The organism is Gordonia sp. NPDC003425 (genome assembly GCF_053588635.1).
The window spans coordinates 91,724-117,553 of record NZ_JBSFQI010000001.1 but is presented as its reverse complement, the minus strand read 5'-3'; the positions used below and the strand labels follow the sequence as shown (position 1 = coordinate 117,553).

22 protein-coding genes and 2 tRNA genes are annotated in these 25,830 nt (G+C 66.6%); 15 read left to right on the top strand and 9 right to left on the bottom strand.

The window, feature by feature from the left end; all coding sequences use genetic code 11:
* Window positions 1-32 precede the first annotated feature (32 nt).
* Window positions 33-1,535, top strand: a complete 1,503-nt coding sequence (gene gatB / locus ACWDTD_RS00560; protein ID WP_449745112.1) for an Asp-tRNA(Asn)/Glu-tRNA(Gln) amidotransferase subunit GatB — start codon at window positions 33-35, stop codon at window positions 1,533-1,535.
* 66 nt (window positions 1,536-1,601) lie between these two features.
* Here gatB and ACWDTD_RS00555 read toward each other — a convergent pair whose 3' ends face one another.
* A complete protein-coding gene (locus tag ACWDTD_RS00555) occupies window positions 1,602-2,768 on the bottom strand; it encodes a PQQ-dependent sugar dehydrogenase (protein ID WP_449745111.1) in 1,167 nt (388 codons plus the stop codon).
* Window positions 2,769-2,850: 82 nt separating this feature from the next.
* Between ACWDTD_RS00555 and ACWDTD_RS00550 the strand changes: the two genes are divergently transcribed.
* Entirely contained in the window at window positions 2,851-4,077 is a 1,227-nt protein-coding gene (locus ACWDTD_RS00550; protein WP_449745110.1) for a DoxX family membrane protein, read from the top strand.
* Between the two features lie 181 nt (window positions 4,078-4,258).
* Here ACWDTD_RS00550 and ilvD read toward each other — a convergent pair whose 3' ends face one another.
* The 3 genes from ilvD to ACWDTD_RS00535 form a co-directional block, all read right to left on the bottom strand.
* Complete coding sequence (ilvD, locus tag ACWDTD_RS00545) at window positions 4,259-6,103, bottom strand: dihydroxy-acid dehydratase (RefSeq protein ID WP_449745109.1); 1,845 nt, start codon at window positions 6,101-6,103, stop codon at window positions 4,259-4,261.
* A gap of 148 nt (window positions 6,104-6,251) precedes the next feature.
* The gene (mgtE, locus tag ACWDTD_RS00540; protein ID WP_449745108.1) at window positions 6,252-7,595 is read right to left on the bottom strand and encodes a magnesium transporter; all 1,344 of its coding nucleotides are present in this window, start codon (window positions 7,593-7,595) and stop codon (window positions 6,252-6,254) included.
* Between the two features lie 106 nt (window positions 7,596-7,701).
* Entirely contained in the window at window positions 7,702-8,205 is a 504-nt protein-coding gene (locus ACWDTD_RS00535) for a PH domain-containing protein (RefSeq protein WP_449745107.1), read from the bottom strand.
* Window positions 8,206-8,474: 269 nt separating this feature from the next.
* On the opposite strand from ACWDTD_RS00535, the gene ACWDTD_RS00530 reads away from it, so the two are divergent.
* From ACWDTD_RS00530 to ilvC, 3 genes are all read left to right on the top strand, one after another.
* The gene (locus ACWDTD_RS00530; protein WP_449745106.1) at window positions 8,475-10,460 is read left to right on the top strand and encodes an acetolactate synthase large subunit; all 1,986 of its coding nucleotides are present in this window, start codon (window positions 8,475-8,477) and stop codon (window positions 10,458-10,460) included.
* Complete coding sequence (ilvN, locus tag ACWDTD_RS00525; protein ID WP_449745105.1) at window positions 10,457-10,957, top strand: acetolactate synthase small subunit; 501 nt, start codon at window positions 10,457-10,459, stop codon at window positions 10,955-10,957. The genes ACWDTD_RS00530 and ilvN overlap by 4 nt, the downstream gene beginning before the upstream one ends.
* A 79-nt stretch (window positions 10,958-11,036) precedes the next feature.
* Complete coding sequence (gene ilvC / locus ACWDTD_RS00520) at window positions 11,037-12,050, top strand: ketol-acid reductoisomerase (protein WP_449745104.1); 1,014 nt, start codon at window positions 11,037-11,039, stop codon at window positions 12,048-12,050.
* Between the two features lie 194 nt (window positions 12,051-12,244).
* Here ilvC and ACWDTD_RS00515 read toward each other — a convergent pair whose 3' ends face one another.
* Complete coding sequence (locus ACWDTD_RS00515) at window positions 12,245-12,907, bottom strand: serine protease (RefSeq protein ID WP_449745103.1); 663 nt, start codon at window positions 12,905-12,907, stop codon at window positions 12,245-12,247.
* Window positions 12,908-13,197: 290 nt separating this feature from the next.
* Here ACWDTD_RS00515 and serA point away from each other — a divergent pair, with 290 nt between their 5' ends.
* Together serA and ACWDTD_RS00505 are read left to right on the top strand one after the other, a co-directional pair.
* Window positions 13,198-14,793 carry a phosphoglycerate dehydrogenase gene (serA, locus tag ACWDTD_RS00510; RefSeq protein WP_449745102.1) on the top strand — a complete coding sequence of 532 codons (1,596 nt, stop codon included), beginning with the start codon at window positions 13,198-13,200 and terminating at the stop codon, window positions 14,791-14,793.
* Entirely contained in the window at window positions 14,790-15,800 is a 1,011-nt protein-coding gene (locus ACWDTD_RS00505) for a 3-isopropylmalate dehydrogenase (RefSeq protein ID WP_449745101.1), read from the top strand. Before serA ends, ACWDTD_RS00505 begins: the two co-directional genes overlap by 4 nt.
* A gap of 100 nt (window positions 15,801-15,900) precedes the next feature.
* Here the strand turns inward: ACWDTD_RS00505 and ACWDTD_RS00500 are convergent, their stop codons facing one another.
* A complete protein-coding gene (locus ACWDTD_RS00500; protein ID WP_449745100.1) occupies window positions 15,901-16,182 on the bottom strand; it encodes a GIY-YIG nuclease family protein in 282 nt (93 codons plus the stop codon).
* Window positions 16,183-16,475: 293 nt separating this feature from the next.
* Window positions 16,476-17,657, bottom strand: a complete 1,182-nt coding sequence (locus ACWDTD_RS00495) for an MFS transporter (protein ID WP_449745464.1) — start codon at window positions 17,655-17,657, stop codon at window positions 16,476-16,478.
* Window positions 17,658-17,871: 214 nt separating this feature from the next.
* Between ACWDTD_RS00495 and ACWDTD_RS00490 the strand changes: the two genes are divergently transcribed.
* The 5 genes from ACWDTD_RS00490 to ACWDTD_RS00470 all read left to right on the top strand — a co-directional run bounded on the left by ACWDTD_RS00490 (window position 17,872) and on the right by ACWDTD_RS00470 (window position 21,273).
* The gene (locus ACWDTD_RS00490; protein ID WP_449745099.1) at window positions 17,872-18,642 is read left to right on the top strand and encodes a fumarylacetoacetate hydrolase family protein; all 771 of its coding nucleotides are present in this window, start codon (window positions 17,872-17,874) and stop codon (window positions 18,640-18,642) included.
* Window positions 18,639-19,460, top strand: coding sequence for an alpha/beta fold hydrolase (locus tag ACWDTD_RS00485; protein WP_449745098.1), 822 nt, complete (start codon window positions 18,639-18,641; stop codon window positions 19,458-19,460). The genes ACWDTD_RS00490 and ACWDTD_RS00485 overlap by 4 nt, the downstream gene beginning before the upstream one ends.
* Window positions 19,461-19,514: 54 nt before the next feature.
* A complete protein-coding gene (gene gltX / locus ACWDTD_RS00480) occupies window positions 19,515-20,993 on the top strand; it encodes a glutamate--tRNA ligase (RefSeq protein WP_449745097.1) in 1,479 nt (492 codons plus the stop codon).
* 85 nt (window positions 20,994-21,078) lie between these two features.
* Window positions 21,079-21,150 (top strand) — tRNA-Gln (locus ACWDTD_RS00475).
* 50 nt (window positions 21,151-21,200) lie between these two features.
* Window positions 21,201-21,273, top strand: a tRNA-Glu gene (locus tag ACWDTD_RS00470).
* A 266-nt stretch (window positions 21,274-21,539) separates the two neighbouring features.
* Here ACWDTD_RS00470 and ACWDTD_RS00465 read toward each other — a convergent pair.
* Together ACWDTD_RS00465 and ACWDTD_RS00460 are read right to left on the bottom strand one after the other, a co-directional pair.
* Window positions 21,540-22,034, bottom strand: coding sequence for a PPOX class F420-dependent oxidoreductase (locus ACWDTD_RS00465; RefSeq protein ID WP_449745096.1), 495 nt, complete (start codon window positions 22,032-22,034; stop codon window positions 21,540-21,542).
* A 63-nt stretch (window positions 22,035-22,097) separates the two neighbouring features.
* Window positions 22,098-22,835 carry an IclR family transcriptional regulator gene (locus tag ACWDTD_RS00460; RefSeq protein ID WP_449745095.1) on the bottom strand — a complete coding sequence of 246 codons (738 nt, stop codon included), beginning with the start codon at window positions 22,833-22,835 and terminating at the stop codon, window positions 22,098-22,100.
* 103 nt (window positions 22,836-22,938) lie between these two features.
* Between ACWDTD_RS00460 and leuC the strand changes: the two genes are divergently transcribed.
* The 3 genes from leuC (at window position 22,939) to ACWDTD_RS00445 (ending at window position 25,798) form a co-directional block, all read left to right on the top strand.
* The gene (leuC, locus tag ACWDTD_RS00455) at window positions 22,939-24,354 is read left to right on the top strand and encodes a 3-isopropylmalate dehydratase large subunit (protein ID WP_449745094.1); all 1,416 of its coding nucleotides are present in this window, start codon (window positions 22,939-22,941) and stop codon (window positions 24,352-24,354) included.
* 38 nt (window positions 24,355-24,392) lie between these two features.
* Complete coding sequence (gene leuD / locus ACWDTD_RS00450) at window positions 24,393-24,986, top strand: 3-isopropylmalate dehydratase small subunit (protein WP_449745093.1); 594 nt, start codon at window positions 24,393-24,395, stop codon at window positions 24,984-24,986.
* A 176-nt stretch (window positions 24,987-25,162) separates the two neighbouring features.
* Window positions 25,163-25,798, top strand: coding sequence for an HU family DNA-binding protein (locus ACWDTD_RS00445; protein WP_449745092.1), 636 nt, complete (start codon window positions 25,163-25,165; stop codon window positions 25,796-25,798).
* Window positions 25,799-25,830: the final 32 nt, after the last annotated feature.

Genomic DNA, 25,830 nt, shown 5'->3' with positions numbered 1-25,830 from the left:
CGGTCGCGGGTGGTCGGCATAAACTGGTCGGCATGACAGCCGCTGCCGCCGAACTGATGGACTACGACCAGGTGGTCGCCGACTTCGACCCGGTCATGGGGCTCGAGGTGCACGTCGAACTCGGTACTGCGACCAAGATGTTCTGCGGATGCCCGACGACCTTCGGCGCCGATCCCAACACTCACGTGTGCCCGGTCTGCATCGGCCTACCGGGGTCGCTGCCGGTGGCCAACGCCACGGCCATCGAGTACGCGATCCGGATCGGACTCGCGTTGAACTGCTCGATCCGTCCGTCGAGCGTCTTTGCCCGGAAGAACTACTTCTATCCCGACCAGCCCAAGAACTATCAGATCTCGCAGTACGACGAGCCGATCGCGTCCGACGGTCATCTCGATCTGGTGTTGGCCGACGGTACCGAGTGGCGCGTGGACATCGAACGCGCGCACATGGAGGAGGACACCGGAAAGTCGACGCACATCGGTGGTTCCGGCCGCATCCATGGCGCCGACCATTCGCTGCTCGACTACAACCGGGCGGGTGTTCCGCTGGTGGAGATCGTCACCAAACCGATCGTCGGCGCAGGTGCTCGTGCCCCCGAGGTGGCCCGTGCCTACGTCACCGCGCTACGCGATCTCCTCAAGGCGCTCGACGTCTCCGACGTGCGCATGGACCAGGGTTCGCTGCGGTGCGATGCAAACCTCTCGCTGATGCGTAAGGACGCAACCGAATTCGGCATCCGCACCGAAACCAAGAACGTCAACTCGCTCAAGAGTGTCGAGGTGGCCGTCGCCTATGAGATGAGGCGGCAGGGGGCGGTGCTCGCCGCCGGTGGTGAGGTGGTGCAGGAGACCCGCCACTTCCACGAGACCGACGGCACCACGTCGCCGGGTCGTCGCAAGGAGACCGCGGAGGACTACCGCTACTTCCCCGAACCCGACCTGCCGCCGGTGGTGCCCGACCCGGAATGGGTCGCCGAGATCGCCACCACACTGCCCGAAATGCCGTGGCTGCGGCGCGCGCGCATCCAGGAGGAGTGGGGCGTGTCCGACGAGGTGATGCGCGACCTGGTGAATGTCGGGGCGATCGACCTCATCATCGCGACCGTCGATGCCGGTGCGGCCCCCGAGGCCGCCCGCGGCTGGTGGGTGTCGTTCCTCGCGCAGCAGGCCAACACCCGCGGCGTCGAACTCGCCGACCTCGTGATCACGCCCACGCAGGTGGCCACGATCATCGGCCTCGTCGACGACGGCAAGCTCACCACCAAGCTGGCGCAGCAGGTCGCCACTGCGGTGCTCGACGGTGAGGGTGAACCCGAACAGATCGTCGCCGACCGCGGACTCGAGGTGGTCCGTGACGACTCCGCACTGCAGAAGGCAGTGGACGAGGCGCTCGCCAACAACCCCGACATCGCCGACAAGATCCGCGGCGGCAAAGTGCAGGCCGCGGGCAAGATCGTCGGAGATGTTATGAAAGCAACTCGGGGGCAAGCAGATCCGGCACGGGTCAAAGAGTTGGTGCTGGCCGCCTGCAGCTAGTGCCGCACCGCGGGATTCGTACTCGGCCCGCGTGCGCCCCGTGCGGTCACCGGTCGAAGCGACCGCTCAGGTGCGGTTCTCCGACGACGCCGGCGGGATGAACCGGACCACTCTGTCGTCGAAGCTCACCGGTTTGCCGTACGCGCGGTTGACCGTCGCGAACTGCAACGCCCCACTCGATGAGCTGACGATCCGGCCGAGCGCTCCGTACCGCTTCTCCAGCACCACCACCGGCGGTGTGATGGTGGGCTTGTCGCGGGTGGGCGCGTTGAGCGCCTCGATGTGTTGAGTGCGGGTGGTGGTGACGAAGATCTGACCGGCCGCCACCGCGCAGCCCGCGACCTGCGGGCGGTCGGGCCAGGTCCACAGCGGTTTGGGCCCCGACGCTTCGACCACCTGCAGCCGATCCTCCGTCGGGGTCTGATCGGTCATGTAGAGGGCTCCGTCGTCGGCGGGGCACAGCGCCACGTCGGACCCGAGGCCCGACGCGAGAACCTTCGGCCGGTCGTTGGTACCCGAAGCCAGCTGCGTCACCGAGAGCAGTTTTCCGGCCAGCGAACCGGGGTCGGCGGCCGCGGCGGGATTCCCTGCGTCGCCGGTGGCGACGAGCAATTCGGTCGGTGACCGGAAGAGCATCGCGCCCATATTTCCCGTGGCACCCTTGGGAATTCCCACCAGAATCGGCTTGGGCACGTCCCCGGGAGCCACCCGTACGATCCGGTTGTCCGACGCCGTGGTGATGAGCGCATAGATCAGGCGGTCCTGGCTATAGGTGGGGGATAGCGCGAAATCGATCAGGCCTCCGTCGCCGGACCCGTCGACCGGGAACGAGGCGACCACACGTTGCGGACCGTAACGCTTGGAGGAGATGAGCTTGCCGGTGGTGCGTTCGGCCACCACCGTCGTCTGCGCCTGGTCGTCGCCGGGCATCAGCCCGCCGGTGGACGCGAGGCAGGTGGCGATGACCTGGGGATCGGGGTCGACACAGGGGCCCGGTGGCGGTGGGGCCTGATTCTCTGTGGGTGCACTCGGCGGTGACGGTGTCTGCTGCATTCGCGGGGACTGGTTGTCGGCGCTGAAAGGACCGGCCGCCCGATCACGATCCTGCGCGGAGAAGTTGGCGCACCCCGCGAGGACGATCGTCAGCGCCGACGTCACCGCGAGCACCGTCGCCCACCGGCCGTGGGTGGTGGTGCGCCGGTGGTGTCGCCGGTTGTCCAACCCCTCACGCATGACCACCACAGTAGGCGATCGCGTCCGACTCACCGCGGCGTGCTCAGCGGCGCGACGGCTCCCACGCTCTAGAGTCGGAACCGTGAACCAACGAGACGATCGACGCGGCGACGCCGACGGTCACGGCGTCTCGAACAACCCGCAGACCTTCGACGGCTCGTCCGGGAAACCGGCCAGCCCGTACGACGAACAGACCGGCAGAATCCCCCTCCAACGACCGCAGGCCCGCGATCGCGACGCCTTCTACGACCGCCATGCGCGTCGCCCACCGTCGCTGACCCCGGTCGAGGAACTCGACGATCTCGATCCCGACGAGGTGCAGACCCGGCCGTTCCCGGCGAACGATGCGTCGGCGTCTCGGCGCAGACCGGTGCCCCAACCCGCCGATGCGCCGACCGTTCCCGATCTCACCGCACAACGTGACCGCGCTGCTCAGCCCGAGCGCGCAGCTCAACCCCAAGGTGCTGCTCAACCCCAGGGTGCAGCGCGCCCCGAGCGGCCCGCACTCACAGGCGAGTCCGCACCCACCGAGGTCATCGGCGCACAACCGCCGACGCCGGTACCGGCCGACGAGCCGACGTCGACAGCGACCGTCGTCGACCTGGACTCCCGCGACGAGGACGCGCGTCACGAGGTCGACGACGACATGGACGGCGACAGGCAACCGGACGGCGACGGCGACGGTGACGCGGCAGCACGTCGCGGCCGCAAGCGATCCGACGATGATGACGACGCCGAACGCCCGCGTGTGCGGCGCGGCACCCTCGACCTCGGGTTGCTGCTTCTGCGGGTGGCGGTCGGGGTGGTCGCCATGGCTCACGGTCTGCAGAAGTTGTTCGGGTGGTGGGGTGGCCCGAAGCTGAGCGGGTTCGAGGACATCCTGATCAATCAGCCGAACACGTCGATCGGGTTCCACGCCGATCTGGCGAAACCGCTGGCGGCACTGGGCGCGTTGTCGGAGACGATCGGTGGGCTGATGGTCATCGTCGGCCTGCTGACCCCCGTGGGTGCATCCGCGATTCTCGGCGTGATGCTCGTCGCGTCGGCGTTCCGGGTGACCCTCAACGGCGGCTTCGCCTTCTTCATGGCCGATGGCGGGGTCGAGTTCGAGTTGTTGATGGCGGTCGCGGCAGCGGCGATCATCCTCACCGGGCCGGGCCTCTACTCGCTCGACTATCCGCGCTCGTGGGCGCGGCGGCCGTTCCTCGGGTCGGTGCTGTGGCTGCTCATCGGTGTCGGCGCTGCGTGTGCGATATGGATCCTGTGCAACGGCACCGATCCCTTCTCATCGCCCGGAAATCCACGCTGACCCGGCCACCCGCCCGCTGGTTGAGCTTGTCGAAACCACCCCGCCCGCTGGTTGAGCTTGTCGAAACCACCCCGCCCGCTGGTTGAGCCTGTCGAAACCACCCCGCCCGCTGGTTGCCCGCCCACCCGCTGGTTGCCCGGCCACTCGCTGGTTGAGCCTGTCGAAACCGCTCCAGGTGGGCTCAGTCGACCTTGCGGACCGCTCCGCGGTCGGCCGAGGTGGCCAGCTTCGCGTAGGCGCGCAGCGCGGTGGTCACCGGTCGCTGACGGTCCTTGGGCTGCCACGGCCGCTCGGACGCCTCCATCTTCGCGCGACGCTCGGCCAGCACCTCGTCGTCGACGAGCACCTCCAGGCGTCGTGTCTTGACGTCGATCAGGATCGGGTCGCCGTCCTCGATGAGGCCGATGACGCCGCCGGCCGCGGCCTCCGGGGAGATGTGGCCCACCGACAGGCCCGACGACCCACCCGAGAACCGTCCGTCGGTGATCAGGCCGCACTTGCGGCCCATGCCGGTGCCCTTCATGAACGCCGTCGGGTGCAGCATCTCCTGCATGCCGGGACCGCCGGAGGGGCCCTCGTAGCGCACCACGAGCACCTCACCGGCCTGGATCGTCTTGGAGAGGATCACAGCCACGGCCTCCTCCTGGCTCTCGACCACCCGCGCGGGACCCTCGAAATGCCACAGATCCTCGCTGATACCCGCGGTCTTGAGAACCGCGCCGTCGTCGGCGAGGTTCCCCTTCAACACGCACAGCCCGCCTTCGACGGTGTAGGCGTGCTCGAGATCGCGGATGCAGCCGTTCTCGGCGTCGACGTCGAGGGAGCTCCAGCGGTTGGCGGTGGAGAACGGGGTGGTGGTGCGGACGCCACCGGGTGCGGCGTGGAACAGTTCGAACGCTTCGTCCACGGCGGTGCCGCTGCGGATGTCCCAGTCGTCGAGGAACCGTGCCATGGTGCCCGAATGCACGGTCGGAGCGCTGTCGTCGATGAGTCCGGCGCGCCGCAGCTCCCCGAGGATGGCCGGGATTCCGCCCGCCCGGTGCACGTCTTCCATGTGATAGTCGGAGTTCGGAGACACCTTCGACAGGCACGGCACCTGTCGGCTGATGTCGTCGATCACCGACAGATCGAAGCCGTCCACCTCACCCTCCTGGGCGGCGGCGAGAATGTGCAGCACCGTGTTGGTGGAACCGCCCATCGCGACGTCGAGGGCCATCGAGTTGCGGAACGCGGTCGCGTTGGCCACCGACCGCGGAAGCACCGACGCGTCGTCGTCGCGATACCACCGGGTGGCGGCCTCCACGATGACTCGGCCTGCCCGCTCGAACAGCGCCCGGCGAGCCTCGTGGGTGGCCAGCGTCGACCCGTTGCCGGGCAGCGCCAACCCCAGCGCCTCGGTGAGACAGTTCATCGAATTCGCGGTGAACATGCCCGAGCAGGAGCCGCAGGTGGGGCACGCGGAGCGTTCCACCTCGCTGAGCCCGGCGTCGTCGACAGCGCTGTTGGCCGAGGCCGAAATGGTGGTGATCAGGTCGGTCGGAGCCTGCGCGACCCCGTCGACGACGACGGCCTTGCCGGCTTCCATCGGGCCGCCCGAGACGAACACGGTCGGGATGTTCAGGCGCATCGCGGCGTTGAGCATGCCGGGAGTGATCTTGTCGCAGTTGGAGATACACACCAGGGCGTCGGCGGTGTGGGCGTTGACCATGTATTCGACCGAGTCGGAGATGATCTCGCGGCTGGGCAGCGAGTACAACATGCCGCCGTGACCCATCGCGATGCCGTCGTCGACGGCGATGGTGTGGAATTCACGGGGCACCCCACCCGCGGCGCGCACCGCGTCGGCAACGATCTCGCCGACATCCTTGAGGTGTACGTGCCCGGGCACGAACTGGGTGTACGAGTTCGCGATGGCGACGATGGGCTTGCCGAAGTCGTCGTCGGTCATTCCGGTGGCCCGCCACAGCGAGCGGGCTCCGGCGGCCTCTCGTCCGACGGTGGTGGTGCGCGACCTCAGAGCTGGCATGGAGTACTTCCTCGATCGGGTTCGGTTCTCGCCCCGGTGAATCGGCGGCGCGGACGCGGTGACTGCGAAGCGTCGGCGTGGCGCCGGGCGAGTGTTCGCCGATCCACGTTACTCCGCGCTGAGGTGCGCGAACAAAACCGCGATCGGCTCAGATCCCGAGCACGGCCTTGGCGATGGAGAAGTAGATGATGAGGCCGGTGGCGTCACAGAACGTGGAGATGAACGGGGTGGAGAACACCGCCGGATCAACCTTGATGGTCTTCGCGACGAGCGGCATCAACCCGCCGACGGTGGCCGCCATCGTGCAGATCGACAGAATGGTGAGACCGATCACCGCGCCGATGTCGAGTCCGTAGGCCAGCGATGCGATCGCGAATCCGACGACGCCGAGCACGGCGCCCAGCGTCAGGCCGACACGAAACTCCTTGCCCACCACCAAGGCCACATCGCGTGGGCGTACCTCGTCGACGGCGAGCGCCCGGGTCACAGTGACCGCGGCCTGCGATCCGGTGTTGCCGCCGATGCCGGTGAGCAGGGGGATGAACAGCGCCAGCGCCACCATCTCGTCGAGGGTGGCCTCGAAGATCTCGAGCACGTTGACGGTGAGGATGGCCGAAATCGCCAGCACGAACAGCCACACGATGCGTGAGCGGGTGATCGAGAAGACCGAGGAGAGCAGATAGGGCTCGTCGAGCGGCTCACTCGCACCGGCACGCGCCTGGTCGACATCGCGGGCCTGATTGACCACTTCGACCGCGTCGTCGAGGGTGAGGACACCGACGACCCGGTGGTCACTGTCGACGACGGGCATCGCGAGGATGCCGCGGTCCACGCATTGCAGCGCCCGCTGCTCGGCGTCGTCATCGGCGTTGGCGGCGATCGGTGAGCGCATCATCGTCGACAGCCGGGTGTCGGGGTCGGCCAGCAGCAGGTCGCGCAGGCTCACCACCCCGGCGAGGGTGCGTTCGCGATCGATGACCGGAATCATGTAGATGGTTTCCACCCGGTGGCCGACTTCCTTGACCCGCTCGATCGCGTCCGCCGCCGCCTCGTCGGTGTAGGCATGCACGATCTCCGGGCTCATCCGCCGTCCCACCGAGCCCTGCGGATAGCCGAGGACCTGGCCGGTGATCTCGCGTTCCTCGCGGTTGAGGGTGGCGACGAGGTCGTGGGCGACGGGGGCGGGCAGTTCGTCGAGCAGTTCGGCGCGGTCGTCGGGATCGAGGCTTTCGAAGAATTCGCCGATCTCGCTGGTGCCCAATGCCTTGATCAGCCGGTATTGCACCTTGGGATTGAGATCTTCGAACACCTCGAGCGCCGTTGCCTTGGGTAGCAGGCGAAACGCGATGCCGGCGTCGTGGCGCGGCAGATGGTTGCCCACGGCGGCAATTTCCCTCGGGGGCATCGCCGACATCAGGTCGGCGAGTTCGGCGAGCTTGCCGGCCTCGATCAGATCCTTGACCTCTTGGGGTCGCAGCGTTTGCGTGGGCACGTAGCGAAGGTAGTCGGCTCGCCGGCCACCCGCGCACGCCGACCTCGGTCGTTAACCTCCGGTTCAGCGCGGGTTTATCGAGTTGGCGCCCACCATCGCACAGGTGTCACGAATCCGCGCCTGCCGCCGAAGCGTAGGGGTCGGGGACACGTCCCCGACTGGCCGCAGAGAATCGTGGCAGATCCTGAAAGGCCAGCGCGGGCAGCCGCACCGTGGTGTCGTCGATCAGCACCGCGCGCACCGGGCCCCACCTGGAGAAGCGCAGTCCGGCCAGTTCCGGCCACAAGATCTCTCGTGTCTTCCACGTCTGAACCGCCACGATGCCGTCCTCGGTGACCACCGTGCGCAGACGCGCGATCCACACGGCGACCAGGATCGGCAGCACCAATGTCCACCCGAGCCAGACGAGTGACGCGCCGGCCAGAATCACCGTCGCGAGCAGCACAGCGGGCACGGTGAAGTACGCGACCCGCTGGATGCGGAAGGTCTGGGGCAGCTCGATGGCGTCGTCGAGCGAGTCGGTGACGCCGGGGGAGTCGGCGGCGCCCGGGGAGTCGGCGGCGTCGGGCGAATCGGTGGGATCGGGGGAATTCGGGGGCACGTTCCCCATTCTGGCACCCTCTACCAACCAAGCCTCCACCTGTGGTTTCCCAGTATGTGGGAACCGATGGGGCGGAGTTTGACTCGTGTGTACGCGCGGTCCTACCGTGTGAAGTGTGATGCACAAGAACCTCCTCGTAGTAATCGGCCGGCGCGTCGCCTGACCGGTCACTTCGTAGACCTCCAGCATCGACGCGCCACCCTCGCACAGCCTCGCTGTCGGGGGTTTTTTGTTGCCACTTTCCCGCCCAACCAGATCAGAAGATGTGAGGACCTGCAGTGAGCGCACCAACAGCACGCGCCGCAAACGAAGCGGGCCACCCCGACCGCGATTCCCAAGCGAGCGGTGCCCGGACGAACGGACGCGCCGCGGACGTACTCCTCGAGCAGTCCCCCGCCGCGGGGAACCTCCGTGCGGTGCCGCAGAACACCGTCGCGCCCGAGCGGGTCAGTGGCGCACAGTCGGTGGTCCGCTCGCTCGAGGAGATCGGTGTCGAGGTCGTCTTCGGTATCCCCGGTGGCGCGGTGCTTCCCGTCTACGACCCGCTGCTCGATTCGGAGAAGGTTCGCCACGTGCTGGTCCGGCATGAGCAGGGCGCCGGGCACGCCGCCACCGGCTACGCCCAGGTGACCGGCAGGGCGGGCGTCATGATGGCCACCTCCGGGCCCGGCGCCACCAACCTCGTCACGCCGCTGGCCGACGCCCAGATGGACTCCGTTCCCGTCGTCGCGATCACGGGGCAGGTGGGGCGTGCGCTCATCGGTACCGACGCCTTCCAGGAGGCCGACATCTCCGGCATCACGATGCCGGTGACCAAGCACAACTTCCTGGTCAGCAATGCCGCCGACATCCCGCGGATCATCGCCGAGGCCTTCCACATCGCCGAGAGCGGCCGGCCCGGTGCGGTGCTGGTGGACATCCCCAAGGACATCTTGCAGAGCCAGACCACGTTCTCCTGGCCGCCGCAGATCGACCTGCCCGGCTACCGGCCGGTGACCAAGCCGCACGGCAAGCAGGTCCGTGAGGCCGCGCGTCTCATCGACGCCGCCAAACACCCCGTGCTGTACGTGGGCGGCGGTGTGATCCGCGCGAACGCGTCCGCGGAGTTGCGCGAGCTCGCCGAACTCACCGGCATCCCCGTGGTGACCACCCTGATGGCCCGCGGCGCCTTCCCCGATTCGCATCCCCAGCACCTGGGCATGCCGGGCATGCACGGCACCGTCGGCGCAGTCGCGGCGCTGCAACGCAGCGACCTGCTCATCACACTCGGCGCCCGCTTCGACGACCGCGTCACCGGCCAGCTGTCGTCGTTCGCGCCGAACGCGAAGGTCATCCACGCCGACATCGATCCGGCCGAGATCGGCAAGAACCGCGCCGTCGACGTGCCGATCGTCGGCGACTGCAAGGCGGTGATCGCCGAGCTGACCGAGACGCTGCGCACCAGCCGTGCCACCAGCGACACCGCAGCCGACCTCACCGAGTGGTGGACCTACCTCGACGGAGTGCGCCGCACCTATCCGCTCAGTTACGACCGACCCGCCGACGGATCGATGTCGCCGGAGTTCGTGATCTCCCAGGTGGGACGTATCGCCGGACCCGACGCGATCTATTGCGCCGGCGTGGGGCAGCATCAGATGTGGGCGGCGCAGTTCATCTCCTACGAGAAGCCGCGCACCTGGCTGAACTCCGGTGGTCTGGGCACGATGGGCTACGCCGTGCCTGCCGCGATGGGCGCGAAGATGGCCGACCCGTCGGCCGAGGTGTGGGCCATCGACGGCGATGGCTGCTTCCAGATGACCAACCAGGAGTTGGCAACCTGCGCCATCGAGGGCATCCCGATCAAGGTGGCCTTGATCAACAACGGCAACCTGGGCATGGTGCGACAGTGGCAGACGCTGTTCTACGACGAGCGTTACTCGAGTACCGATCTGGCCACCCATTCGCGTCGCATCCCCGACTTCGTCAAGCTTGCCGAGGCCCTGGGCTGCGCGGCGTTCCGGGTGGAGAACGAGGCCGATGTCGACGCGGTCATCGCCCAGGCACGCGAGATCAACGACCGTCCGGTGGTGATCGACTTCATCGTCGGCGCCGACGCGCAGGTCTGGCCGATGGTCGCCGCGGGCACCGGCAATGACGAGATCATGGCGGCCCGCGACATCCGCCCGCTGTTCGACGACGACGACTCGGCCGCCGAGGACGTCGCCGACATCCACCACACCATCGCTCAGCCCGACCGAGCCGCACTGAAGGACGGCAGCAAGTGAGTACTCATACCCTCAGCGTCCTCGTCGAGGACCGACCAGGCGTTCTCGCCCGCGTGTCGGCGTTGTTCTCCCGCCGTGGTTTCAACATCGAATCGCTGGCGGTGGGACCCACCGAGCTCAAAGGGATCTCGCGGATGACCATCATGGTGTCCGTCGAGGACTTCCCGCTCGAACAGGTCACCAAGCAGCTCAACAAGCTGATCAACGTGATCAAGATCGTCGAGCAGGACCCGGCCAGCTCGGTGTCCCGGGAGTTGATGATGGTCAAGGTGCGGGCCGATTCCACCGTCCGCTCCGAGGTCATTGAGGTGGTGAATCTGTTCCGCGCCAAGGTGATCGACGTGTCGCCCGAGTCGGTGACGATCGAAGCCACCGGCACCGACGAGAAGCTCGAAGCCCTACTGCGAATGCTCGACCCCTACGGGATTCGGGAGATCGCACAGTCCGGGGCCGTGACCCTGGGTCGAGGACCCAAGAGCATGTCGGCGCATCGCTGACACCACAACCACTGCACAGGGCCCGGCGAGAAGTCCACTTCTTGTGGGGCAGAAGAGAAAATCGAAGGGATCAATAACTGTGGCGATCGAATTGTTCTACGACGACGACGCCGATCTGTCGATCATCCAGGGCCGCAAGGTCGCGGTGATCGGATACGGCAGTCAGGGGCATGCGCACTCGCTGTCGCTGCGCGACTCGGGTGTCGACGTCGCCGTCGGCCTTCGCGAGGGATCGAAGTCGCGCGAGAAGGCCGCCGAGCAGGGACTCAAGGTCATGACCGCGGCCGAGGCCGCCGAATGGGCCGACGTCATCATGCTGCTCGCGCCCGACACCAGCCAGGCGCAGATCTTCACCGAGGACATCGAGCCCAATCTCAAGGACGGCGACGCGCTGTTCTTCGGACACGGCCTCAACATCCACTTCGGCCTGATCAAGCCGCCCGCCAACGTCACCGTCGCCATGGTGGCGCCGAAGGGCCCCGGCCACCTGGTGCGCCGGCAGTTCGTCGACGGCAAGGGCGTGCCCTGCTTGATCGCCGTCGACCAAGACCCCAAGGACGAGGGCCAGGCGCTCGCGCTCAGCTATGCCTCGGCGATCGGTGGTGGCCGCGCCGGCATCATCAAGACCACGTTCAAGGAGGAGACCGAGACCGACCTGTTCGGTGAGCAGGCCGTGCTCTGCGGCGGCACCGAGGAACTGGTCAAGACCGGCTTCGAGGTGATGGTCGAGGCCGGCTACGCCCCCGAGATGGCCTACTTCGAGGTGCTGCACGAGCTCAAGCTGATCGTCGACCTCATGTACGAGGGTGGCATCGCGCGGATGAACTACTCGGTGTCCGACACCGCCGAGTTCGGCGGTTACCTGTCGGGTCCGCGCGTGATCGACGCGGACACCAAGGAGCGCATGCGCGGCATCCTGCGCGACATCCAGGACGGCACCTTCGTCAAGCGCCTCGTCGCCAATGTCGAGGGCGGCAACAAGGAACTCGAGGAACTGCGCAAGAAGAATGCCGAGCATCCCATCGAGGTGACCGGCAAGAAGCTGCGCGACCTGATGAGCTGGGTGGATCGCCCCATCACCGAGACAGCCTGACGGTCAACGACTCACAGGCACGACGGCCCGGTTCCTTTGCGGAACCGGGCCGTCGTCGTCGTGGTACGCCCGAGCGGAACGAACGGCCGGCACTTGTCACTCAGCCCCGGTCCGATGCAAGACAGCCCGGATGCACGACACCCCGGGTGCACGATGGCGCCCGGGGTGTCTGGTCCCGCCAGATCAGGGGACGATCAGATCGGGGTGAAGCCCTTGTACTTGGTGGACTTCACATAGTCGAGAACAGGAGCGATGTTGGTACCGGTCTCCGGACCGAGGCACGCGACGAAGTAGTAGGCGTTGACCATGCCGACCAACCGGTCACCGACCACGACCGGACTGCCCGAATCGCCCTCGATGACGCACATCTGGGAGAAGTGCACGTCGCCGTCGGAGAACCAGGAGACGCCGCAGGTGTTGCCCGTGGTGCGGCCCGTCTTGCAGGCGATGGTCGGGAATCCGATGGGATGGGTGTCGATCGATCGGATGGTCACACCGTTGACGCTGCGCAGTGGCACCACGCGGTCGGGATTGAATTCGATGATCGCGACGTCTTCTTTGGGATCGGAGTAGGTGATGGTGCCGGCCTGGCCGCGGTTCTGGAAGGTCTCCGAGTACACCTTCTGACCCGGCGTTCCGCAGTGACCTGCGGTGATGCCGATCAGTTGACCCGTCTTGGCGTGACCGATGGTGGTCAGTGTGCAGGCGGCAGCAGTATCACCGCCTTTGAGGATAAGAATTCCGGACCCACCGCCCAGGTAGATCTTCGCCGGTGCGGCAGTCGCACTGCCCGCGCCCCAGCCGGCCAGCAACGTCGCAACCAGCACCGCGACAATCGCCGTCAGCTTTCTCATCATTCACAGCTCCACTCGTCAACACACCACCGATGGACCAGTCGTACCGACAGGCCTCTGACACCGTAACGGCCGCCGCGGACGATCTGCCGTGTGCGGAATCGACCCGGGGTTGCATTGCAACCTATCCGTAATGCCGAGCACAATGTACCCGCTTTTCCTGGGAATTCGTTCAGAGCGTCCATCGCATCCCTCGGACCGGCTTCAGAGTCCGTGAAGGCGGCATCTAAGCTGTCTGGCGGGCGTCATACGACGTTGGCGCCGCTTCTGCAACCGATCCTGGAGAAATCACTGTGACCTCAGCAGGCCGTCCGATCGTCCTCATCGCCGACAAACTGGCGCCATCGACGGTGGAAGCCCTCGGTGACGGCGTCGAGGTGCAGTGGGTGGATGGTCCCGATCGTCCGAAGCTCCTCGAGGCGGTCGTCGATGCCGACGCTCTGCTCGTGCGTTCGGCCACCACGGTCGACGCGGAGGTGCTCGATGCGGGCAAGAAGCTCAAGATCATCGCCCGCGCCGGTGTGGGCCTCGACAATGTCGATGTTCCGGCCGCCACCGCGCGAGGCGTCATGGTGGTCAACGCACCCACCTCCAACATCCACACCGCCGCCGAGCACGCGATCACCCTGCTGCTCGCCGCGGCTCGCCAGATCCCCGCCGCCGACGCCACGCTGCGCGAGCACACCTGGAAACGGTCGTCGTTCAATGGTGTGGAGATCTTCGACAAAACCGTCGGCGTGGTGGGACTCGGCCGCATCGGACAGCTCGTCGCGTCGCGCCTGGCCGCCTTCGAAACGCACATCATCGCCTACGACCCCTACGTGTCCGCCGCGAGGGCCGCTCAGCTGGGCATCGAACTCGTGAGCCTCGACGAACTGTTGCAGCGAGCCGACTTCATCACCGTGCATCTACCCAAGACGCCGGAGACCCTGGGACTCATCGGCGCCGACGCGCTGGCGCGCACAAAGAAGGGCGTCGTCATCGTCAACGCCGCGCGCGGCGGCCTCGTCGACGAACAGGCGCTGGCCGACGCCATCACCTCCGGTCAGGTGCGCGCCGCCGGTCTCGATGTCTTTGCCACCGAGCCGTGCACCGACTCGCCGCTGTTCGAGCTGCCCCAGGTGGTGGTGACCCCGCATCTGGGCGCTTCGACCAGCGAGGCTCAGGATCGTGCCGGTACCGATGTCGCCAAGAGTGTGCGGCTCGCGCTGGCCGGACATTTCGTGCCCGACGCGGTCAACATCACCGGCGGTGCCGTGGATGAAGAGGTGGCGCCGTGGCTGGAGATGGCCCGCAAGCTCGGCGTGATGATCGGCGTCATCAGCACCGAACTGCCGTCGTCGATCGTGGTGGACGTTCGAGGCGAGCTCGCTTCCAGTGATGTCGGCGTGCTCGGACTGTCGGCGTTGCGTGGTCTGTTCTCGGCGGCGCTCGACGAGCCCGTCACTTTCGTCAACGCGCCGACCGTCGCCGCCGAGCGTGGCGTCACCAGCGAGGTCGTGAACGCCACCGAGAGCCCGAGCCACCGCAGCGTCGTCGACGTGCGGGCCGTCTTCGCCGACGGATCGGTGCACAACGTGGCCGGTTCCATCACCGAGCCGCGGCAGGTGGAGAAGATCGTCAACATCAACGGCCGCAACTTCGACCTGCGGGCCGAGGGACGCAACCTTCTCGTCAGTTACGCCGACAAGCCCGGCTCGTTGGGCAAGATCGGCACCCTGCTCGGCAACGCCGGGATCGACATCCTCGCGGCAGGCCTTTCGCAGGATGCAGAGGGCGGCGGGGCGACGGTCATGTTGCGTGTGAACGAGAAGGTCGACGACGTCGTGGTGACCGCGATCGCCGAAGCGGTGGGCGCCACGCTGATCAAGCAGGTGGATTTGTCATGAAGCTCGCGGTCATTCCCGGCGACGGTATCGGTCCTGAGGTCATCTCCGAGGCTCTCGAGGTGCTCACCACGGTGGTGCCCGAGGTCTCGGTCACCGAGTACGACCTCGGTGCCCGCCGCTACCACCGCAACGGTGAACTGCTCACCGACGCCGACCTGGAGTCGCTGCGCGAGCACGACGCGATCCTGCTCGGTGCGATCGGTGATCCGTCGGTGCCCTCCGGAGTGCTCGAACGCGGACTACTGCTCAAGATGCGCTTCGCACTCGACCATCACGTGAATCTGCGCCCGTCACGCCGATTCCAGGGTGTGGCGTCGCCGCTGGCGGGGGATCCCGACATCGACTTCGTGGTGATCCGCGAGGGCACCGAGGGTCCCTACACCGGTAATGGTGGCGCGATCCGCACCGGCACCCCCCATGAGGTGGCCACCGAGGTGAGCGTCAATACCCGATACGGGGTGGAGCGTGTGGTGCGCAACGCCTTCGAGCGCGCGACCCGTCGACGCAAGCATCTCACCCTGGTCCACAAGACCAACGTGCTCACCTTCGCCGGCTCCTTGTGGAGCCGCACCGTCGAGGAGGTCGGTGCCGAATACCCTGACGTGACAGTCGATTACTGCCACGTGGATGCGGCCACCATCTACCTGGTGACCGACCCCGGCCGGTTCGATGTCATCGTCACCGACAACCTCTTCGGCGACATCATCACCGACATCGCCGCCGCCGTCAGCGGCGGCATCGGATTGGCGGCGTCGGGCAACATCGACGCCACCGGTACGAATCCGTCGATGTTCGAGCCCGTGCACGGCAGTGCGCCGGACATCGCCGGTCAGAGCAAGGCTGATCCCACAGCCGCGATCCTGTCGGTCGGTCTATTGCTCGACCACCTCGGTGATGCGCAGTCGGCGGGTCGGATCGAGCGTGCCGTGGCCGACGACCTCCTCGAACGGGGCGGGCAGACACTGTCCACCCAAGACATCGGGAAGCGGATTCGCGCTCGCCTCTAGCCCGCTGGTTGAGCGCCCCCCGCTGCTTGAGCGCCCCCGCTGCTTGAGCGCCGCCCGCTGGTTGAGCTTGTCGAAACCACCCTTGTCGCTGTCGTCAGATTCAGCGCCGGCTTCTCGACAGCTCAGTCAGCAAATCGAAGTCCCCGGCAACCAGCGCCCGACGTTTGGCTCGTGACCAGCCTTGGACCCTCTTCTCACGTGCGTATGCCTCGGCGACGGTCTCGCATTCGTGTTGGTAGACAAGGCGAACGGGTCGTCGGGTTCTGGTATACCGGCCGCGGTCACCACTGTTGTGCTGATCGACGCGACGGGCGACGTCCCGCGTGCTTCCGACGTAGAAACTGCCGTCCGTACATTCGAGGATGTAGATGTATCCGCTCATCACATCACTCTCGACCACGTGAGTGATAGCTCGACATTTCTATCCACAGCGGTGGTTTCGACAAGCTCAACCAGCGGCGGGCGCTCAACCAGCGGGTGGGGGCTCGACCAGCGGGTGGGGGCTCGACCAGCGGTGGGTGGTTTCGACAAGCTCAACCAGCGGGTGGGGGCTCAACCAGCGGGGGGTGGTTTCGACAGGCTCAACCAGCGGTGGGGGCTCGACCAGCGGCGGGGCTCGACCAGCGGGGGCGCTCAACCAGCGGGTGGAGGCACGCTCGGTGATGGGCCGACCGATCAGGTGACGGGTTCCTCTCGGGGTGCGGCGTCGGCGGGCACCAGCGGGGCTGCGAGTACGGGTGCCGCGGCCGACACCAGGAAGGCCAGCGGGAAGCCCACGGCCGCGATCACCGCACCGAAGACGGGCGTGGTCACCGCCGTCGCCAGGTACTGGGCGGTGTTCTGGATTCCCAAACCACGGCCGCTCCAACCGGGCCCGGCGTATTCGGCGATGGCGGTGAAGGCCAGCCCGTTGTCGGCCACCGAGATGATCGACGCGATCATCATCAGCGCGGGTGCCACCGGACCGCCGATCCAATCGGTGACGGCCAAGGCGGTCATTGCGCCCGAACCGGCCAACGCGATCAGCCGGATCGGACGCATTCGTGACAGCCACGCATCCGACCACCGACCCGCGGCGATACGTCCGAGAGCGCCGATCACTTGTGTCACCGTCACGAGAAAGCCTGCCGCCGCGGGAGACCAGTGCCGGGCCACGATCAGCCATGTCGGCACAAACGTCCACAGCATCGACTGAGGTATCACCAGCAGCACGCTCACCGCGTGCACGCGAGTCAGAAACCAGCTCTCGCGGTATGGGTTTCGTTTCGCACCGGCGATCTCCGGGGCACCGGGCACGGCCGTCGCCATCGGAGGGTCGATGATGCCGGCGATCACCGCGATCAGTCCCAGGGCCGTGACCGCTGCCGGAATCGCCAGTGCCGCAGCCACACCCGCTCCTGCGGCTACCACCGGCATGGTGAGAGCGCAGACGGCGATCCCCAGCGGCTGCGCCATCTGGCGAATCCCCATCGCGGTGCCGCGCAGTTCTGGCGGAAACCAGCCGACCACGATCCTGCCGCTGGCGCCATTGGCGGCGCCGGCCCCGATGCCGCCGACGAACAGGCACGCGCCGACCACCGCGAACGGGGCGTCGAGCGCAGCGGCGATTGCCGCCGCCGCCGCACCGGTGAGACTGATCGACATGGACACGAGCAGGATCAGGCGTTCTCCGTGACGGTCGAGCAGTGCACCCCAGCCGATGATCGCCAGCATGAGCCCGATCGTGGGAACGGTGGCGAGCACGGACGCCTGGGCGATCGACATGCCCTCGCGCGTATGCAGCGCCGGTATGAGGTAGGCGACTCCACTCACGACACAGGTGGTGGTCATCGCGGCCAGCAGCGAGCAGGCGAGCATGGTCCAGCGTCGGGCGGAACCGATCGTGGTCGATGTCGTCACGCGACCTCCTCCTGCTTGCGTTGATCCGGCATGGGCGATTCCTCCAGAGCGGCGACCTCACACTACACAGTCTCAAAATATGGGATGAGATGTTCACATTGTAAAACCGATGACGACCCGAACCAACTGCTGTCCCAGACAGTGGACATCGTGCGTACGTTAGTGTTCTGGTATGCGTCTAGGTCGTATCGCGAGTCCCGATGGTGTGGCGTTCGTCTCGATCGAGGATGAATCGGGTGGTGTTGCCAGGGAGATCGCCGAACATCCCTTCGGCACGCCCACGTTCACCGGCCGATCATGGCCCCTGGCCGACGTTCGACTCCTCGCCCCCATCCTGGCGACGAAGATCATCTGTGTGGGCAAGAATTACGCGGCCCATGCCGCCGAAATGGGTGGCACCGCACCCGAGGACCCGGTGATCTTCCTCAAGCCGAACACCTCGATCGTCGGCCCCGAGGTGCCGATCGTGCGGCCACCGTCGTCTCAGCGCGTTGATTTCGAGGGCGAACTCGCGGTGGTGATCGGCCGGCCGTGCAAGGACGTACGCGCCGCCGACGCGAAGAGCGTTATCCTCGGCTACACCGTCGCCAACGACGTCACCGCGCGTGATCAGCAGAAGGTCGACGGTCAGTGGACGCGCGCAAAGGGATACGACACGTTCTGCCCGCTGGGTCCCTGGATCGAGACCGATTTCGACCCTGCCGACGCCGAACTCGTCACCGAAATCGACGGTGAGGTCCGACAGCGGAGCCGAACATCGTTGATGCTGCACGATGTCGGTGCCATCGTGGAATGGGTCTCGCGGGTGATGACGCTGCTCCCGGGCGACGTGTTGCTCACCGGCACACCCGAGGGAATCGGCCCGATGGTCGCGGGACAGCGAGTGTCGGTGACGGTCGCAGGCATCGGGACGCTGAGCAATCCGGTGGTGGACAAACCGTGACCACCGGAACCGCGCGTGTCAACGGCATCGAGATCGCTTACGAGAGAGCCGGTTCGGGTGCGCCGGTGGTGATGGTGATGGGCAGCGGCAGTCCCGGTCGGGTCTGGAAGGCCAATCAACAGCCCGCGCTGGTCGCCGCCGGCTACGAGGTGATCACCTTCGACAACCGCGGGATCGCACCGTCGTCGGAGTGCGCCGACGGATTCACCCTCGACGACATGGTGGCCGACACCGCTGCACTCATCGAGCACCTCGGGGTGGCGCCCGCCCTCGTCGTGGGAACTTCGCTCGGCGCCCGGATCAGCCAGGAACTGGCGCTGACGCGGCCCGATCTGGTGCGCGCCGCGGTGTTGCTGGGCACCTATGGTCGCAGCACCGTGCTGCAGGAAGCGATTTCGGCGGGCGAACGTGCGCTCTACGACAACAAGATCGACCTGCCCGCCGAGTATGCGGCGGCCATCACCGCACATCTCAACCTCTCACCGCACACCCTCGCCGACGACCGGACGGTGCGCGACTGGCTCGACGTCATCATGTTCTCGTCGAAGGGGATGACTCCGGGCATGCGTGCCCAACTTTCGATCCACACCGCCGAACCCAATCGGCTCGCGGCCTACCGGGGAATCTCGCGGCCCGTGCTGGTGGTCGGATTCGCCGATGATCGCACCCTTCCGGTCTTTCTGGCGCGCGAGGTGGCCGACGCCATCCCCGCGGCCGAGTATGCGGAGGTGGCCCGCGCAGGTCATTTCGGCTATCTGGAGCAACCTCGGGAAGTCAACCGCCTGATGCTGGACTTCCTCGGACGACATCGAGACTGAGCCGGCGACGGGAGGGCGTCGGGCCGTCGGTACCGGTTCGATACGCTGACCACCATGAGCAGCACCGATACCGTTCGCGTCCGCTTCTGTCCGTCGCCGACCGGAACCCCGCACGTGGGGATGGTGCGCACAGCCCTGTTCAACTTCGCACAGGCACGGCACGACAAGGGCACCTTTGTCTTCCGGATCGAGGACACCGACGCGGCCCGCGACAGCAAGGAGTCGTATGACGCGATCCTCGACTCGCTGCGCTGGCTGGGACTCGACTGGGACGAGGGGCCCGAGGTCGGGGGGCCCTACGCACCCTATCGGCAGTCCGAACGGCGCGGCATCCACCTCGACGTGGTCGCGCAGCTACTCGCCGCCGGCGAGGCGTATCAGGCATTCTCCACGCCGGAGGAGGTGGAGGCCCGCCATCGCGCCGCCGGACGCGACCCGAAACTGGGCTACGACAACTTCGATCGCACCCTCACCGCCGAGCAACGCGAGGCCTACCTGGCGGAGGGGCGCAAACCCGTTGTGCGCCTGCCCATGCCCGACCACGACATCACGTGGGACGACCTCGTGCGCGGCACCACCACGATCAAGGCGGGCACCGTGCCCGACTTTGCCCTGACCCGCGCGAACGGGGACCCGCTCTACACCTTGGTCAATCCGGTCGACGACGCCCTGATGAAGATCACCCACGTGCTGCGCGGGGAGGATCTCTTCTCGTCCACGCCGCGGCAGATCGCGCTCTACGAGGCGCTGATCCGCATCGGAATCGCGCAGCGGGTACCCGAATTCGGGCATCTGCCGTTCGTGATGGGGGAGGGCAACAAGAAACTGTCCAAGCGCGACCCGCAGTCGAATCTGTTCCATCACCGTGATCGTGGTTTTCTCCCGGAGGGCCTGCTCAATTACCTTGCGCTGCTCGGTTGGGGTTACTCGCACGACACCGACGTGTTCACCCTCGATCAGATGATCGGCGCCTTCGATGTGCGCCAGGTCAATTCGAATCCCGCCCGCTTCGATCAGAAGAAGGCCGACGCGATCAATGCCGAGCACATCCGGATGCTCGAACTCGGCGACTTCACCGCGCGTCTGCGCGACTACCTGGTGACGCATTGCAAGCTCGCCGAACCCGTCGACCTCGTCACCTTCACCACCGTTGCCGAATTGGTCCAGACCCGCATCCAGGTGCTGGCGGACGCGTGGCCGCTCATCTCGTTCCTCTACGTGTCCGACGACGAGTTCGCGATCGACGAGAAGTCGGCGGCGAAGAATCTCGGCGCCGACGCCGGGCCCGTTCTCGACGCCACGATCACCGCGCTGACCGATCTGGCGTCCTGGCAGACGCCCGCACTGCAGGAGACACTCAACGCCGCGCTCATCGACGGGTTGGAGCTCAAACCGCGCAAGGCATTCGGTCCGGTCCGGGTCGCGGTCACCGGGTCGGCCATCAGTCCGCCACTGTTCGAGTCGATGGAACTACTCGGTCGCGACAAGACCTTGTCGCGCTTGACGGCGGCGCGGGCCAACATCCCAGAATAGGGCTCTGATCAGGCGATTTGCGGTTACCGGGTTGCCCTCTGCTACTCTACTGCAGGTTCTTTTCCTCACCGGGAAGAACAACCCTTGGGGTATGGTGTAATTGGCAACACAGCTGATTCTGGTTCAGCCATTCTAGGTTCGAGTCCTGGTACCCCAGCGAACAGCCGGGACACCACACCCGGAGGTTTCAACTGAATAGAGATCCATGGCCCCGTCGTCTAGCGGCCTAGGACGCCGCCCTCTCAAGGCGGTAGCGCGGGTTCGAATCCCGTCGGGGCTACAACGCAGAATGACCCCCTCACCAGCGGTGAGGGGGTCTTCGTGTGTTCGGAGTCTGTGGGCGTCGTGCCCACGTTTTGCCCACGGAAACCTGCATAGGCATGCCGCGAATCCAAGGCGGCGTGGCGTGGCGCTTCTGGGTCCGTACAGAATTGGCGGCCACGGCAAACACCACCGGCGCCTGTGCGCGTCGCATGCCCAGGAGGCGCCCGTTCTGTATGGATCGCAGCCCCTCACCCGGCCCCGCACGATTTGCGTTGCGGTCGCTCAGGCCGGTGCGGTGTTGCCGGCAACCGGCATGTCGGGCAGTCCGAGTTTGCGGTGGTCCCAGGAACGGACCCGCTCGGGTACCAGTCGGATCGCCACACGCTTGTTCATCATCTGCTCGACGAGTGGACGCGCCTCCTCGGTGTACGGCGCGGTGTAGCGCTCCCAGACACTGATTCCCACGCGTAGGCACGTGTCGGCGTCCTCGAGGATCTCCCCGGTGCCCTCGAAGGCCACGCCGCGCAGGGTGCCGTATGTGTCGCCATCCTCGATGAGTACCGAGCACCGTGGATTGCGACGCAGATTGACCGCCTTCTGTGATTTCGCCTTGGTCTCGAACCAGATGGCGTCGTCGACGACGCCGTACCACATGGCGACGAGGTGGATACTGCCGTCGGGCCCGGAGGTGGCCAGGGTGGCGGTGCGGCTGCGGGCCACGAAATCGGCAATCTCGTTGTCCGTCATCACGATCTGTTGACGCTGGTTGGTTCCCATGCAGACGACGCTAACCGACACCGGACCGGCTCCGGTGTGCATCACGGCGATTCGTATCCGCCTTCAGCCCTGCGTGGTGGAGACCAGCCGCTTGTGGATGGCGTCGGCCGCGGCGAGAAGGTCGGCCGCCCACCGGGCTCCGGGTCGGCGACCCATCCGATCGATGGGCCCCGACACCGAGATGGCGGCCACGACCTCACCCTCGCCGTCGCGCAGCGGTGCCGACACACTGGCCACGCCCGCGGCGCGCTCGCCGGCGCTCTGCGCCCATCCTCGGCGCCGGATCTCGTGCAGTGCCCGCTCGCTGAACACGCTGTCGTGCAGCAGCGCTCGCTGGGTGGCGGGCTCTGCCCAGGCCAGCAACACCTTCGCGGCCGACCCGGCGTTCATCGGGAAGCGGGTGCCCACGGGCACGGTGTCACGCAGTCCGGTCGGCGGTTCCATCGCCGCGATGCAGACGCGTTCGGCTCCCTCACGGCGATATACCTGAACGGATTCGCCCGTGATCTCCCGCAGCCGCGGCAGCACCATCAGCGATGCCTCGCGAACGGAATCGTGCGCCGACGCCGCGAGCTCACCGAGTGCGGGCCCCGGATACCATCGCCCGGCCGCATTGCGCGCGAGCAAGCGGTGGACCTCGAGCCCCACGGCGAGCCGATGGGCGGTGGCCCTCGGCAGATCGGTGCGTTCACACAGCTCGGTGAGATTGGCCGGCGCCTCGGCGATGGCCCGGAGCACGCTCACCGATTTGTCGAGGACGCCGATTCCGCTGAGCGTCTCGGATGCGCTATCCTTTCCCATAGGACGATATTAGCGTTCCAAATAGTGAGATGCACGCGATTGATTTCGCGTCCCGGTGCCACCAGCCACGTGCCGGGTCTTGTCGAGTCGGAGTAAATGCACCATGAGCAACGCCACCACGCCACGTACTCTCGCCCAGAAGGTCTGGGACGACCACGTGGTTGTCCGCGGCACAGCGGGCGATCCGGACCTGATCTACATCGACCTGCACCTCGTGCACGAGGTGACCAGCCCGCAGGCCTTCGAAGGACTGCGGCTCGCGGGACGCGAGGTGCGCCGACCCGATCTCACGATCGCCACCGAGGATCACAACGTGCCTACCCTCAACACCAATCTGTTGATCGCCGACCCGGTGTCGCGAACCCAGGTGGACACGTTGCGCCGCAACTGCGCCGAGTTCGGCATCCGTCTGCACCCGATGGGTGACACCGAACAGGGCATCGTGCACGTCGTCGGTCCGCAGCTCGGTCTCACCCAGCCCGGGACGACCGTCGTCTGCGGCGACAGCCACACCTCTACGCACGGCGCGTTCGGCGCACTGGCCATGGGTATCGGCACCTCCGAGGTGGAGCATGTACTGGCCACGCAGACGTTGTCGTTGCGTCCGTTCAAGACGATGGCGATCACCGTCGACGGCGACCTGCCCCCGGGCGTCACGAGCAAGGACCTGATCCTCGCGGTGATCGCGAAGATCGGCACCGGCGGTGGTCAGGGCTACGTGCTGGAGTACCGCGGCAGCGCCATCGAGAAGCTGTCGATGGAGGCCCGAATGACCATCTGCAACATGTCGATCGAGGCGGGGGCGCGAGCCGGCATGATCGCTCCCGATGAGACCACCTTCGAGTTCCTCAGGGGCAGGCCCAATGCGCCGACCGGCGCCGACTGGGATGCCGCGGTGGCGTACTGGACCTCGCTGCGCACCGACGAGGACGCGCAGTTCGACGACGAGGTGCACATCGACGCGTCGTCGCTCAGCCCGTTCGTGACGTGGGGCACCAATCCCGGTCAGGGCGCGCCGCTGTCGGCCACGGTGCCCGATCCCGCCGATTTCGGTGACGAGTCGGCGTCGACGTCGGCGGCGAAGGCACTCGAGTACATGGACCTCACCCCGGGAATGCCGCTGCGCGACATAGCCGTCGACACGGTGTTCGTCGGGTCGTGCACCAACGGCCGGATCGAGGATCTGCGCGCGGTGGCCGAGATCCTCGACGGGCGCACCATCGCCGACGGCGTCCGGATGCTGGTGGTGCCCGGCTCGATGAGGGTGCGGGCACAGGCCGACGAAGAAGGTCTCGGCGAGATCTTCACCGCCGCAGGCGCCGAATGGCGGCAGGCGGGCTGCTCGATGTGCCTCGGGATGAACCCCGACCAGCTCGCGCCGGGGGAGCGATGCGCATCCACCTCCAACCGCAACTTCGAGGGCAGGCAGGGCAAGGGCGGCCGCACCCATCTCGTGTCGCCGGCGGTGGCCGCGGCCACCGCGCTCCGCGGCACACTTTCCTCGCCGGCAGATCTCTGACGACTCGCATTCGCTTCGTACACCAAGGAGTTGAGGTAATGGAACCCTTCATCACCCACACCGGTATCGGCGTCCCGCTGCGGCGCAGCAACATCGACACCGACCAGATCATCCCCGCCGTCTATCTCAAGCGGGTCACCCGGACAGGCTTCGAGGACGGACTCTTCGCGGGCTGGCGAACCGATCCCGACTTCATTCTCAATGCCGAACCGTGGAGCCACGGCTCGGTTCTGGTGGCGGGCCCCGACTTCGGCACCGGCTCGTCGCGCGAGCACGCCGTGTGGGCGCTGTCAGACTTCGGATTTCGTGTCGTCATCTCTTCCCGGTTCGCCGACATCTTCCGCGGGAACGCGGGCAAGGCCGGCCTGGTGGCCGCACAGGTGGAGCAGTCCGACGTCGAATTGCTCTGGAAGCGACTCGAGGAACAGCCCGGTCTGGAATTGACGGTCAGTCTTGCCGATAAGACGGTGACGGCGGGAGACCTCGTGGTGCCGTTGGCAATTGACGACTACACCAGATGGCGTCTGATGGAAGGTCTCGACGACATCGGCCTGACATTACGCCAGGTAGAAGCCATTTCTGAGTTCGAGTCGAGCCGCCCGTCGTGGAAGCCGGTCACTCTGCCATACTGAGCCGCGTCACCTTTTCGGCCTCTCGGCCGACCGCCCGGAACGTCCTAGAGCCCACACAGGATTCGACACACGTTCCGCTAATTGGCGTGGAAGATGGAACTTTTCGTGTTTGACGTTTACCGTGTGGTGTTAGCTGACCCGACAAGTGGGCCAGAACAGCTTGCGGAGGTTTTCCAATGAACAAAGCAGAGCTCATCGATGAGCTGACAAAGAAGCTCGACGCCGATCGCAAGACCGTCACCGAGGCGGTGGAGCAGGTCGTCGACACGATCGTCCGCGCGGTCCACAAGGGCGAGAGCGTCACCATCACCGGCTTCGGTGTGTTCGAGAAGCGCCGCCGCGCACCGCGCGTCGCCCGCAACCCGCGCACGGGCGAGACGGTGAAGGTCCGTGCGACCTCGGTCCCGGCCTTCCGTCCGGGCGCGCAGTTCAAGGCGGTCGTGTCCGGTAAGCAGAAGCTCACCGCGTCCGGCCCGGCGGTCAAGCGGGGCAGCGGAGCCGCTGCACCGGCGAAGAAGACCACCGCCGCCAAGAAGACGGCACCGGCCAAGAAGACCACGGCGGCCAAGAAGACCACCGCCACAAAGGCGCCGGCGAAGAAGACCACCGCCGCCAAGAAGACGACGGCACCGGCCAAGAAGACCACGGCGGCCAAGAAGACCGCCCCGGCGAAGAAGACCACCGCCACAAAGGCGCCGGCGAAGAAGACCACCGCCGCCAAGAAGACGGCGGCACCGGCCAAGAAGACCACGGCGGCCAAGAAGACCGCCCCGGCGAAGAAGACGGCCGCCAAGAAGACGACTCGTCGCTGACCCGGCACCCAACCCCTCTCACCCCCCGACGG